Annotated in this window: 13 protein-coding genes; 7 read left to right on the top strand and 6 right to left on the bottom strand. The window is 38.0% G+C overall.

Going from position 1 to position 11,991, the window contains the following annotated elements; genetic code table 11:
• Positions 1-28 precede the first annotated feature (28 nt).
• A complete protein-coding gene (locus tag AC3ZVC_RS23115; protein ID WP_490065419.1) occupies positions 29-214 on the bottom strand; it encodes a hypothetical protein in 186 nt (61 codons plus the stop codon).
• Between the two features lie 428 nt (positions 215-642).
• Here AC3ZVC_RS23115 and AC3ZVC_RS23110 point away from each other — a divergent pair, with 428 nt between their 5' ends.
• The 5 genes from AC3ZVC_RS23110 to pepF all read left to right on the top strand — a co-directional run bounded on the left by AC3ZVC_RS23110 (position 643) and on the right by pepF (position 6,583).
• The gene (locus AC3ZVC_RS23110; RefSeq protein ID WP_490065418.1) at positions 643-1,218 is read left to right on the top strand and encodes a GNAT family N-acetyltransferase; all 576 of its coding nucleotides are present in this window, start codon (positions 643-645) and stop codon (positions 1,216-1,218) included.
• Between the two features lie 501 nt (positions 1,219-1,719).
• On the top strand, positions 1,720-2,115 hold the full coding sequence (gene spxA, locus AC3ZVC_RS23105) for a transcriptional regulator SpxA (protein WP_214725434.1): 396 nt from the start codon (positions 1,720-1,722) through the stop codon (positions 2,113-2,115).
• 369 nt (positions 2,116-2,484) lie between these two features.
• Positions 2,485-3,144: an adaptor protein MecA gene (gene mecA, locus AC3ZVC_RS23100; RefSeq protein WP_490065417.1), complete on the top strand. Its 660-nt coding sequence runs from the start codon at positions 2,485-2,487 to the stop codon at positions 3,142-3,144.
• A 266-nt stretch (positions 3,145-3,410) separates the two neighbouring features.
• A complete protein-coding gene (locus tag AC3ZVC_RS23095) occupies positions 3,411-4,589 on the top strand; it encodes a competence protein CoiA (protein WP_490065416.1) in 1,179 nt (392 codons plus the stop codon).
• 176 nt (positions 4,590-4,765) lie between these two features.
• On the top strand, positions 4,766-6,583 hold the full coding sequence (pepF, locus tag AC3ZVC_RS23090; protein WP_490065415.1) for an oligoendopeptidase F: 1,818 nt from the start codon (positions 4,766-4,768) through the stop codon (positions 6,581-6,583).
• A gap of 40 nt (positions 6,584-6,623) precedes the next feature.
• Here pepF and AC3ZVC_RS23085 read toward each other — a convergent pair whose 3' ends face one another.
• The 5 genes from AC3ZVC_RS23085 to AC3ZVC_RS23065 all read right to left on the bottom strand — a co-directional run bounded on the left by AC3ZVC_RS23085 (position 6,624) and on the right by AC3ZVC_RS23065 (position 9,987).
• Positions 6,624-6,797, bottom strand: a complete 174-nt coding sequence (locus tag AC3ZVC_RS23085; protein WP_490065414.1) for a hypothetical protein — start codon at positions 6,795-6,797, stop codon at positions 6,624-6,626.
• 361 nt (positions 6,798-7,158) lie between these two features.
• Complete coding sequence (locus AC3ZVC_RS23080) at positions 7,159-8,034, bottom strand: ClpXP adapter SpxH family protein (RefSeq protein ID WP_490065413.1); 876 nt, start codon at positions 8,032-8,034, stop codon at positions 7,159-7,161.
• A complete protein-coding gene (locus tag AC3ZVC_RS23075; RefSeq protein ID WP_490065412.1) occupies positions 8,031-8,435 on the bottom strand; it encodes a globin domain-containing protein in 405 nt (134 codons plus the stop codon). Before AC3ZVC_RS23075 ends, AC3ZVC_RS23080 begins: the two co-directional genes overlap by 4 nt.
• 283 nt (positions 8,436-8,718) lie before the next feature.
• The gene (locus AC3ZVC_RS23070; RefSeq protein ID WP_490065411.1) at positions 8,719-9,363 is read right to left on the bottom strand and encodes a lytic transglycosylase domain-containing protein; all 645 of its coding nucleotides are present in this window, start codon (positions 9,361-9,363) and stop codon (positions 8,719-8,721) included.
• A 30-nt stretch (positions 9,364-9,393) separates the two neighbouring features.
• Positions 9,394-9,987 (bottom strand): CYTH domain-containing protein, encoded by a 594-nt coding sequence (locus AC3ZVC_RS23065; protein WP_490065410.1) that lies wholly within the window; start codon positions 9,985-9,987, stop codon positions 9,394-9,396.
• Positions 9,988-10,706: 719 nt separating this feature from the next.
• Between AC3ZVC_RS23065 and AC3ZVC_RS23060 the strand changes: the two genes are divergently transcribed.
• Together AC3ZVC_RS23060 and yjbM are read left to right on the top strand one after the other, a co-directional pair.
• On the top strand, positions 10,707-11,069 hold the full coding sequence (locus AC3ZVC_RS23060) for a UPF0738 family protein (protein ID WP_490065409.1): 363 nt from the start codon (positions 10,707-10,709) through the stop codon (positions 11,067-11,069).
• Positions 11,070-11,302: 233 nt separating this feature from the next.
• Complete coding sequence (gene yjbM / locus AC3ZVC_RS23055) at positions 11,303-11,941, top strand: GTP diphosphokinase (protein ID WP_144546637.1); 639 nt, start codon at positions 11,303-11,305, stop codon at positions 11,939-11,941.
• Positions 11,942-11,991 lie beyond the last annotated feature (50 nt).

The following is an 11,991-nucleotide window of genomic DNA, read 5'->3' as shown; positions in this document are numbered from 1 at the left end:
GTATCATAGTATATGGGCATATCGGAGTTTACTTTTTCTTTCCGCCTACGCTTTTCCATCCAGTCTGTACTTTTGCAGATTGATCCACGAATTGGGATTTATTTTTACCGCCAAAAAACTTTTCTCCAATACCATTAGTAAGTACACCTAATAAGGCAGTAAATCCAATTATGAGCAAAGCAACAATTGTTAAGTCTGTTATGTAACCAATCATGATAAACCTCCATCTTTCTTTTCACAGTTTCCTGTGATTATTTATAAAACATCCCCTATCCTTATTTTATTCGAAATTTTCTTGTATTAAAAGGGGGAAATCCACAAATACTTAATCTGACAGGATGTATCCTAATTAAGGAAGGGCTCTGTAAAATGGGGCTGCTGATTCCGCTCCAGACACATAGCGGGCGTGGGGCGTGCGATGAGCTTCCTCACTGCATGAAGTAAATGCGAATGCAGTTCCAAGGATTGGGAGACTCACTCCAATCAGCTTAGTGGATAAATTAGCAAAAAGCTTTAACAGAGCATTAAGAAAATCCTTTCTAACAGCACTTCTATGGAAAAGAAAGCTGGGAGCTTATCATGCTGGAATAAATACTTGCGCCACCAAACCTAAGGTTTGGGAAGCAGAAAAGGAGCAGATCCATGCATTGGTATGAAAAATTGAATCAGTATTTCCCTATAGAGGAAATGAAATCGAAAGATCATATGGAAACACTTTTAAAGGAACGTTCGGACATTTATCATAAGGATGAAGGCCCACACCATGTCCTAATGTATGTAGAGCTCGACAATTTTGTTTTTATTGATTATTTATTTGTATCAAAAGACGCCCGTGGCCAAGGGCTGGGCCATAAATTGCTTGAAAAGCTAAAAGTAAAGGGAAAGCCTATAATTTTAGAAGTTGAGCCAGTTGATTATGAAGATACCGATACAGAAAAACGTTTGCGTTTTTATAAAAGAGAAGGGTTTGAACATGCCCAATCAATTGGTTACAGCCGGAGATCGCTTGCAACAAATGAAATTAACTCAATGGAAATTCTCTATTGGTCCCCAGGGAATGAAAGTGAAGAAATGATTTATGAAGCAATGAAAAAAACATATGAAATGATTCACACCTATAGGGACACGCATTTTTATGGCCAATCTTATCAGCCAGTCGAAGAAGTTCTAACTTTTGAAGAAGATAAAAATGGCCAGGATGTTTTGGAGGATTTATAAGTAAAGCAATAAAAGCACATAGTCATCTGATGGAAAAACACAGCCACTTTTGGAAATGGCTGTGTTTTCATTTTCATTAATTAATTGAGAATAAAAAAATAATTGTTATAGGTTTAATCGAGCTAAATATGGGTAATTAATAAGAGATTGGAAAATATAAATTTTTTATTTCTACATAATTTTCCTTGAATCTGCAAGCTGATGGATTCTTTCAGAAATAAAATAGGAAAATTAAATAAAAAATGAAACTTTTTGCTCGCTGGTTCGTCTTATATAATAGATTTGATTCTTAAATAGGTTTGTTTAATTTATGTATAAGACTTTTATCATATTTATAAAAAGTTATACCAAATAGATTTTGTTTGTTGTATAATAAATAATATAAATTACTTGATTAAAGTTATTTTAATTTAGATAGCTCTAAATATATGTAATTAAACAAATATTAATCTAGATAATGGATTTATATATGTCTAAATTTAAGGAGTGTGAATTTGTAAAATGGTCACATTATACACTTCACCAAGTTGTACATCTTGCAGAAAAGCCAAATCATGGTTAGAAGAACATGAAATTAGTTATAAAGAAAGAAATATCTTTTCCGAACCGCTTTCGATTGACGAAATTAAAGAAATCCTTCGAATGACAGAAGATGGAACAGATGAAATTATTTCTACTCGCTCCAAGACATTCCAAAAGCTTGATGTGAACCTTGAAACAATGCCTTTACAAGATTTGTTCGAGCTTATTAAAGAAAACCCTGGACTTCTTCGCCGTCCAATCATCATTGACGAAAAACGTCTGCAGGTTGGATATAATGAAGATGAAATCAGACGTTTCCTGCCGAGAAAGGTTCGAACTTACCAGCTGCGTGAAGCACAGCGCATGGTTAACTAATTTTAATATCTGGACTTCTTTCTGCTTGCAGAAAGGGGTCTTTTTTATTATCATGTGAAAAATAACAAGGAAAATGGATATAATAATAGAATATATAAAAAACCATAGATGTTATTTCATTATTGGCATATGCTAAAAAATGCATTAATTTCAGCCTATTGTAATAGGCATATAACGGTTTTATTAAAGATATGACTTTTTAATTCCCTTTATTCTTATTTTGTCATAAAATGAAAGTACAAGGTACAAAATACACTTTACCTTCTTTTAAATGGGGATTAACCAATTGATTTATGGGTAAATGGATAACACACATGACTGCTGGGGGTATTTGTCCCTTCAATCATAGCCAGAAGGGAGAGTTGCTGCATGGAAATCGAACGTATTAATGATCATACAGTTAAATTTTACATTTCTTATCTTGATATAGAAGAAAGAGGCTTTGACCGTGAAGAGATTTGGTACAATCGTGAACGGAGTGAAGAACTCTTTTGGGAAATGATGGATGAGGTCCATCAGGAGGAAGAATTTCTTGTGGAAGGTCCGCTTTGGATACAGGTTCAGGCTTTGGATAAAGGCTTGGAGGTCTTGGTTACAAAGGCTCAGCTTTCCAAGGATGGGCAAAAATTTGAACTTCCTGTTCCTGATGAAAAAGTGAAAGACTTGCCTGTTGATGAACATATAGAGGAAATGCTTGATCATCACTTCCGCAAATCAGATGATGACTCAGGATACGAGGGTGATCTGGAATTTCTTTTAACTTTTAAAGATTTTGAGGATATTATATCTTTATCAAAAAGAACCAATCTAGATTCCATAAACACGAAGTTATATTCCTTTGAAGGGAAGTACTATTTATTCGCAGAGTTTCCGGAAGATCTCTTTGAAGAAGATGACATAGATAACATGCTAAGCATTCTCCTCGAATATGGGCAAGAAACAAGCACGACGATACACCGTATTATAGAGTACGGAAAGTTGATTATTGAAGAAAATGTCTTCGCACACTTAAGAAAGCATTTTAAATAATTCAAACCGATTTCATTTTTGGAATCGGTTTTTTTAATTTGGCTGTTTTCGTAAAATTTGTTGTTTAAACTCTGTTTATCCACCGAGTTGATTGAAACGGAAGGCGTGAGATCCTTTCGAAAATGCAAGAAAGCCTTTTGATGGAATCATTACAATAGGCAAGGTTATTCGATTTTAATTTAAAAAGGTGAATTTATTTTTAATGAGTAGAGAGGATTTTGGGAGCAAAATGGAGAAATTGCAATGTTAGGAAAGGAGTTGATTATTTGTTAGTTGCAAACACAGAAGGAGGAGAACGAGTAAATTTATTTGAAAAGCATAATCTCCTGACGTTAAGAGAACTTAGGATACGGAAAGCATTTTTTTGTCCTGAATGCAGCGAAGAGGTTGTCTTGAAAATTGGGACAAAGCGCATTCCCCATTTTAGCCACAAAAAGGGATCGGAATGTCCAGAAAGCTATGAAAGGGAGTCGGATTATCATATTAACGGCAAACTTCTTTTATTTGGCTGGCTGAAAGAAAAAGGGCTAAATCCGGTTCTTGAACCTTATTATCCCAACATATCTCAAAGACCGGATATTGGCGTCAAGTATGGAGGAGCAGATTATGCTATTGAGTATCAGTGTTCAATCATTTCTGAGGCATTGTTTACAAAACGTTCAGAGGCGTACATTAAATCGGGTATCATTCCTATATGGATACTGGCAGGAAAAAATTTAAGGCGAATAGGAAAAAGTAAAATATCTTTATCTGGTTTCCACTATTTATTTCTTCGCAAAACAGCTTCAGGCAATTGGGTAATTCCTTCTTTTTGTCCTATCAATAAGTCTTTCATCAATATTCATCAGATTATTCCATTTACAGTAAGAAACACTTTTGCAAACCTTGAAATAAAGGCATTGAGTCAAGCCAGCTTGGAAATATTATTTAAACCACCTCGTCTCCACAGCAATCTAAATCAATATGAGTGGCAAAGGGTGATTCGGCAAGCGAAAAATGGTCTTCCCCAAACCCCAGGAGCTTTCCGCAATAAATTTTTGCAAGAGTTATATTCCCGCTCACTAAATTCTTCTCTACTGCCTCCTGAGATTGGCCTCCCGGTTTTTCACGCACCCTATATTGAAACATCCCCTTTACAGTGGCAAAGTTATTTACATATAGATGTACTCATGAAGGATGATGTTTTTTCTATGGAAAGAATGATTTCATGCTTTCAGAACAGGGTATGGAAAAGTGATATTAAAATCAGAAAACTTCCTCTCGTATACAGTGGCGAGGCTGTTCTTGCCGTGAAAGAATATGCAGAGCTGCTTGTTAACTTAAGGTTCCTTGTAAGAGCAGGAAAAGATCTTACAGAAGAGCTGCTCCATATCCAGCATTTGAAAATCAATCCTCGCTGCTTCAGCGGGAAACAGATTTTTACCGGGATAAAGGAACTATCATAGTGGAAAGTATAAAGGAAGGCTTTTATGTTAAATAAGAGTTAATGAAAATATCTTATTTAACATAAAATAATTGAGCAATGAGCAATAAATACCAATAAAAGAAGGATTTTTTCACTGTAAAGAGAAGATACAGTAATGGTGATTTAGAAATTGGGACTTTTGAATGGAGGATGAAGATGACAAATGAATCGACTGTAAAAAAACTTCCTGCAAGAAATGAAATTGCAGCAGAAGATACTTGGCGTCTTGAAGATGTTTTTTCCACTGATGATGAATGGGATAAGGAATATAAAGAAGTTGAGAAACTAATACCACAAGCAGGCACTTATCGGGGCAAGCTTGGTGAAAGCGCAGAGACCTTATATGAAGCACTGCAGTTCCAGGACCATTTGCTATCACGCCTTGGCAAGCTGTATACATATGCCCATATGCGTTATGACCAGGATACGACAAATTCCTTTTACCAGGGCATGGATGACAGGATAAAAAATCTATACTCGGAAGCTGCCAGTACATTGGCTTATATTGTGCCAGAACTGCTTGCGGTTGATGAACAAAAGATTGGCGGTTTTCTAGAAGAAAAGAAAGAACTACAGCTATATAAACATTCCCTTGAGGAAATTAATCTTCAAAGGCCGCATGTATTATCTGCTGAGCAGGAGGCGCTTCTGGCTCAGGCATCTGAAGTCCTTGGGGCTTCAAGCAATACATTTGGCATGCTGAATAATGCCGATTTGGAGTTTCCGTCCATAAATGATGAAAATGGGGAGGAAGTTGAAATAACCCATGGGCGCTTTATCCGCTTTCTTGAAAGCGATGATCAGCGCGTCCGCCACGATGCCTTTAAAGCTGTTTACAATACTTACGGAAAGTTCCGCAATACGTTTGCAAGCACCTTGAGCGGCAATGTTAAGAAAGACAATTTCAACGCCAAGATCCGAAACTATGATTCTGCACGCCATGCAGCATTAGCAGCCAATAATATACCTGAAAGTGTTTATGAAAATTTAGTGAATACCGTCAACAATAATCTACATCTTTTGCATCGCTATGTGAAACTGCGGAAGAAGGTTTTAGGCGTTGATGAGCTTCATATGTATGATTTATACACCCCGCTGGTTAAAGAAGTAAAAATGGAGATACCCTATAATGAAGCAAAGGATTTAATTCTAAAAGGTTTAAAACCGCTCGGCGAGGATTATTTAAGCATCTTAAAAGAGGGGTTCGACAATCGTTGGGTGGATGTCCATGAGAATAAAGGCAAAAGAAGCGGTGCCTATTCTTCCGGAACGTATGGAACCAATCCATATATCCTTATGAACTGGCAGGACAATGTGAATAATTTGTTTACCCTAGCCCATGAGTTTGGACATTCCGTACACAGTTACTACACTCGCAAACACCAGCCATATCCTTATGGAAACTACTCAATCTTTGTGGCTGAGGTTGCTTCTACCTGTAATGAAGCACTTTTGAATGACTATTTGCTGAAAACCATTGATGATGATAAGAAACGTTTATATTTGCTGAACCATTATCTTGAAGGCTTTAGAGGAACTGTTTTCCGCCAGACAATGTTTGCGGAGTTTGAGCATCTGATCCACACAAAGGCACAAAGTAATGAAGCTTTGACAGCAGATTCACTAACAAAAGCATATTATGAGCTGAACAAGAAATATTTTGGGGAAGAAGACATTGTCATTGATGAAGAAATTGGTCTTGAATGGTCAAGAATTCCACATTTCTATTACAATTATTATGTATATCAATATGCTACCGGCTTTAGTGCTGCTACAGCGTTAAGCAAACAAATCCTTGATGAAGGCCAGCCTGCAGTCGACAGGTATATTGAGTTCCTAAAGTCCGGAAGCTCGGATTATCCGATTGAAGTTCTGAAAAAAGCTGGAGTTGATATGACAAGCAGCAAGCCAATTGAAGATGCATGCAAAGTTTTTGAAGAAAAGCTGAACGAAATGGAAAGCCTGCTTGCATAATTTAAAAGGGACCAGAAATTCTGGTCCCTTTTTGGTGTGGTTAGAAGCCCTTAAACCGCTTGCGGTCATTCAGATATAATAAAAGGATCAGCAGGGATACAAATAATAGGGGAGAGGTAATGAAAATAGGGAAGAGCTTCATTAAACCAAAAATATTTAAAATAAAGGAGAGCAAAATGAGGACAAGCATGACGAAAATCGGCAGTTTTTTCATTTAGTTCTCCTCCTTATCTTATTGTATTCATAGATTAAATAATCACCGCAGAAGTGCTTTTTGTATAATCTTATGCGATTGTCCGATCTATCATGACTTGATTATGACAATATTGTGAAAAAGGACACAATCTTATTGTTTTGCTTGTTTTTTTCATGGTATATTACAGGTGTGAAGTTGATCACAAGCAAACATATACCCCTTTGTTTGGTCGTGAAAAATTTCTCCCATCCCCTTTGTTCGTATAAATAATCCGAAAAAAGCCGTGCTCGTAATCTGCATGGTTTTTTTCATGAGATAAACCATGAGCTTTTGTGCTTTTAAGAATAGAAAAAGCTGTGCACTCAGCACAGCTTTTTTGCTAACCTATATATTTCCAAAACTTCCCATACTTAGCCGGAATATGTTCAACTACTTGCTTTAGCTGCAGCTTCTTCATTTCCCGGTTTACTTCGCTATCTGACATATCGTATACAACTGAGATTTCCTTGCTTGCTACAAGTTTAAAATATTTTAAGAAATATTCAAGCGGTGGAAGAGGAGATCGTTCTGGCTTTGCAGGCAGCATCTCTTCCAGAATCTGCTCATAAATCTCATAAGGATAATAACCGGTAACCTTGATTCCTTCATCTTCAATATTTTCGTTGAAGAACACAAGGGTAGGGATTTCCTGGACGTCCATTTCAGCAGTAATTTTTAAGTCACATTGAAAAGCTTTTGCTGCACTGTCTGAATGAATATCAGACACAAACTCTACTACATCAAGACCGACATCTTTTGCACATTCCTTTAGTACCTCAAAGTTGGAGACATTCTGTTTCTCAAGAAACAAAACCTCCTGAAGCTTCCGTAAAAATTTGATCCCCGCTTTTCTGCCCTGCAATTCAGCTGCTTTAATCGCAACCGATGCAAGGTGGGGAGAGGAAATTGGATTCTCGAACCAGACGCTTCCATCACAAGACATTCCGGAGCGGCTTGCTGTTTTTTCCCACAAATCCGCAATATTTTCGTAATTTTGCCTTTTTCCCATATTCAAGGTTGCCAAACGGCCGCTTAATACATGTTTGATTGAAAAATAGCGGCCATACTCAATCAGCAGCTTTTTAACGATTGGTTCCAGTGCCCAGCATTCAGGACAAAGGGGATCGACAAACATATATACTTCAATTGGCTTTTTCTCACTGCCGTGGCAATGTGGGGATACCTGCTTTTTTTCATATGATTCCCGCTTGTTCACGAGCCTTCACCTTTCACATCGTTTTCAGGTGTATTAATCATATGCTGTGCCGTAAGAACAAGCCTTGCAAAAAAGTCCTCCCGTAAAGGACCCTCTAGCCCAATTTCATCCATTGCACTATCCATGCAGGAAAGCCAAGCCCGGGCCCGGGTTTCCGTTATTGGGAAAGGAATGTGCCTGGCACGCAGCATTGGATGCCCATGTTCTGAAGTATATAATGGAGGCCCCCCTAAATATTGGGTCATGAACTGTTTTTGTTTTCTGGCTGTCTCTGTCAGGTCATCTGGAAAAATAGGAACGAGATCAGGGTGTTGTCCTACGCGCTGGTAAAAAGCGTCTATAAGCTGGTGGAGCTTTTCCTCGCCAATAGCGTCGAAGGGAGTGTGCATTTTCTCGGCCATATTTAAAACTCCTTTTATGAGTTAGTTCATTAAATTAAAATCTTCCTATTTAATATTGGATGATGTTATCTGTTTATATTCTATCAATGAGGCATTTATATCTCAAACAAATAGCTTACAGCAGAACTTCAGCTCCGGAAATGACCTCGTTATGTCACTTAATCTTTCTTTTAGTATGAGTTAACAGCATAGCATCAATCCGGGTGAAAGATAAAACATTAGCCTAACGAGGACATAGCAAAAGCCGCCTGGCTAAAAAACAGGCGGCTTTGTTCTACAATTTTCAAGCTATAAAAGATGCGGTTATCTTTTTTATGTAGTTCAGTGTCTCCTTAAAAGGGGGAACACCGCCGTACTTATCTACATTTCCAGGACCTGCATTATAGGCGGCAAGTGCCAATTCAATATTATCCCCATACCTGTCCATCATTTGGCGAAGATATTTTACCCCGCCAAATATGTTTTCCGCAGGGTCAAATATGTTTTTTACGCCAAGGCCCCTGGCGGTTTCGGGCATAAGCTGCATCAGGCCTGAAGCACCTGCCTGGCTAACGGCATTTGGATTATAATTTGATTCTTGTTTGATAACAGATTTAATTAAATGAGCAGGCACATTATACATGTCTGATGCTTTTTGAATCAAATCATCGAAATCTCCAGTTGGCAATCCGGCAATTTTTGTAAGCTTAACCGGCGGCAGGGCAGGAGCATTCAAACGATTATGATCAGTTAGATTGAAGTAAGGCTCCAGGGAAGCAATGGTGCCAAGGCCCTCAGTAACTTGGAATGGGGCAGACTGGTAACTAGCCGATACAAGACCTGTTAAAAGCTGTTGAAACAAAGGGATTGAGTTGTGATTTTGCTTTACATGGTTAAAGCCTTGAAGAGCCTGCAATTCAAGCATGATTTTCATTTGATCTACATTCATAGTAAAGCTCCTTGGCAAAAGGAAAATTCTTTATTGTGATTCCTTTTGCTGTCTATATTTTTCATTATAGAAACGCTTAATTTTATTTTCGGTTTTCCTGACAGGAATGTTTAGCTGTTTAAGCAGATTTAGAAAAATGGCTTCGCCCTCTTCTCTTTTGCCCACTTCATATTCTATCTCAAAATCTTCCTTGTTTAAATAGCGGCTGTGATCTAAAACAGCTAGTCCGTTCAAATATTTTTTTTCTGCCCGGGTGGTTGAGAGTGAGCCGAAGTATTGAAAATTATCAGGATCTACACCCATTTCCTCGATCGCTTTTTTTATTTGTTCAAAAGGAATTTCTCCTGTTTCTAATATCTGCTGGATCTCATGCTCTGTAAGGTTTTCGTTCGTTTCCAATAGTCCTTCCGGGTGGGGCTGCTTTAGCGTCATTTCAAATGAATCATTTTTCCTTCTAATTCTTAGAGCGCTGCCATGAGATTTTAATGAAAAGTCAGGTGTATCAAAGTAATGGTTAACCTGTTCGGTAAAATCTTGTTCATTAATCCCCAAAAACTTCATTAATGTTAAAAATTCATCTTTTGTGATCATGTTTTTAAATTCAATCTCAATATTTTTAGACAAGCTTAACACCTCAATTAAAAGCTATTTCTTTTATTATCTCTTTCATAAAGCAAGACTTCAATCTTTGAGATTTTTCAAGCTCCTGTGATAAAGTGAAACTCAATCAGTGGGGAAATTTTTTCATTCCCCACTGATTGTTAGTTGAACCAATCGGGCATTTACGGGCAGTTAGTCCCGGATTCATCTTTGAGAAATGCAAGGCAAATAAGTGGGACTTTTACTGCCCGTTAATCTGCGATAAAGTGAAACTCAATCAGTGGGGAAATTTTTTCATTCCCCACTGATTGTTAGTTGAACCAATCGGGCATTTACGGGCAGTTAGTCCCGGATTCATCTTTGAGAAATGCAAGGCAAATAAGTGGGACTTTTACTGCCCGTTAATCTGCGATAAAGTGAAACTCAATCAGTGGGGAAATTTTTTCATTCCCCACTGATTGTTAGTTGAACCAATCGGGCATTTACGGGCAGTTAGTCCCGGATTCATCTTTGAGAAATGCAAGGCAAATAAGTGGGACTTTTACTGCCCGTTAATCTGCGATAAAGTGAAACTCAATCAGTGGGGAAATTTTTCATTCCCCACTGATTGTTAGTTGAACCAATCGGGCCTTTACGGGCAGTTAGTCCCGTGATTCATCTTTTAGAAATGCAAGGCAAATAAGTGGGACTTTTACTGCCCGTTAATCTGCGATAAAATAGGAAATGACTATGGAGGTAGAAAAATGAAACAAAAACTAACAGTTGCAAAAACAGAAATGAAAGAAAATGTGTTATTTTTAGAGGTAGAGGATGGATCTGTATCAGGTTTGAAAGCAACAGAGCAAATTCTTGCTGATTCTGACAATCTGTCATTTATTTACATAGCGGATAATAACGAAGATTATACATATATTTCCCTTCCTGAATCTGTATGGCCGGAGCTAAAAATTGCTTACGATGGCCGTTTGCCTGTCTATGTAACAGATCAGCGTGATCAGCTGCTGCTTGAAGGCTTCCATGAGGAATTAGGAGATTTGATAGAAAATATTAGGGGCAACAGCAACTACGGCGAGGAAATGGTTGCAAAAGTGGAGAGCGCATTTTAGAGAATATTCAACTGGATAATCGTCAAGCTCAGGCGCAATCGGCTCAAGGTCTTAAGTTGGGGCTAGTTCTGGCTCCCAGGGACCGAGTTCATAAACCAATAGGCGGGCGCCTTGCGTTTTTATTAAAGGGATAAAGAGGCAGATATATTTTTTAAAGAAACCGTGTGCCTGGATGTCTAGTGTGCTTTTCCAGGCTCCCGCTCTCTTTTACTTCGGATGTGGTGGTGTTGCAGGTGAAGCATTGGGATTTATTTTTGGCCCCATATAAACAGGCGGTCGAAGAATTAAAAGTTAAGTTAAAAGGGATGAGAAGCCAATTTGAAATGGATTCTTCTCATTCGCCGATTGAATTTGTTACCGGAAGGGTAAAGCCTATAGCAAGTATATTAGATAAAGCGAATCAAAAAGGGATCCCCCTTGATAAATTGGAATCCGAGATGCAGGATATTGCCGGTGTCAGGATGATGTGCCAATTTGTCGATGATATAAAAAGGGTTGTTGAACTATTAAGACAGAGAAACGACTTTGAAATTGTGGAAGAAAGGGATTATATCTCTCATAAAAAAGCAAGTGGCTACCGCTCTTACCATGTGGTAATATGCTATCCGGTCCAGACGATCAAAGGAGAGAAAAAAATTCTCGCTGAAATTCAGATTAGAACGCTGGCAATGAATTTCTGGGCTACAGTTGAACATTCCCTAAATTATAAATATAAGGGGCAGTTTCCTGAAGACATTCAGATGAGGCTGCAAAGGGCAGCAGAGGCAGCTTTCAGGCTCGATGAAGAAATGTCTCTGATCCGGGGAGAAATCCAGGATGCGCAGGCGTTTTTTACAAGAAAAAAGGAAAAGCAGCAAAAGGAAGATAACTAAGCGAATATTTATTTCTAAGGCTCTAGTAAAGTGCATTGCCTATTTTGGCA

Source organism: Cytobacillus sp. C11.1, assembly GCF_058145115.1.
The sequence above is the reverse complement of the archived record's forward strand: the minus strand, read 5'-3'. Positions and strand labels throughout refer to the sequence as shown.

Coding starts and splice junctions, on each gene's coding strand:
- AC3ZVC_RS23115 (WP_490065419.1), bottom strand. CDS start 214: ATGATTGGTTACATAACAGACTTAACAATTGTTGCTTTGCTCATAATT.
- AC3ZVC_RS23110 (WP_490065418.1), top strand. CDS start 643: ATGCATTGGTATGAAAAATTGAATCAGTATTTCCCTATAGAGGAAATG.
- spxA (WP_214725434.1), top strand. CDS start 1,720: ATGGTCACATTATACACTTCACCAAGTTGTACATCTTGCAGAAAAGCC.
- mecA (WP_490065417.1), top strand. CDS start 2,485: ATGGAAATCGAACGTATTAATGATCATACAGTTAAATTTTACATTTCT.
- pepF (WP_490065415.1), top strand. CDS start 4,766: ATGACAAATGAATCGACTGTAAAAAAACTTCCTGCAAGAAATGAAATT.
- AC3ZVC_RS23085 (WP_490065414.1), bottom strand. CDS start 6,797: ATGAAAAAACTGCCGATTTTCGTCATGCTTGTCCTCATTTTGCTCTCC.
- AC3ZVC_RS23075 (WP_490065412.1), bottom strand. CDS start 8,435: ATGGCCGAGAAAATGCACACTCCCTTCGACGCTATTGGCGAGGAAAAG.
- AC3ZVC_RS23070 (WP_490065411.1), bottom strand. CDS start 9,363: ATGAATGTAGATCAAATGAAAATCATGCTTGAATTGCAGGCTCTTCAA.
- AC3ZVC_RS23060 (WP_490065409.1), top strand. CDS start 10,707: ATGAAACAAAAACTAACAGTTGCAAAAACAGAAATGAAAGAAAATGTG.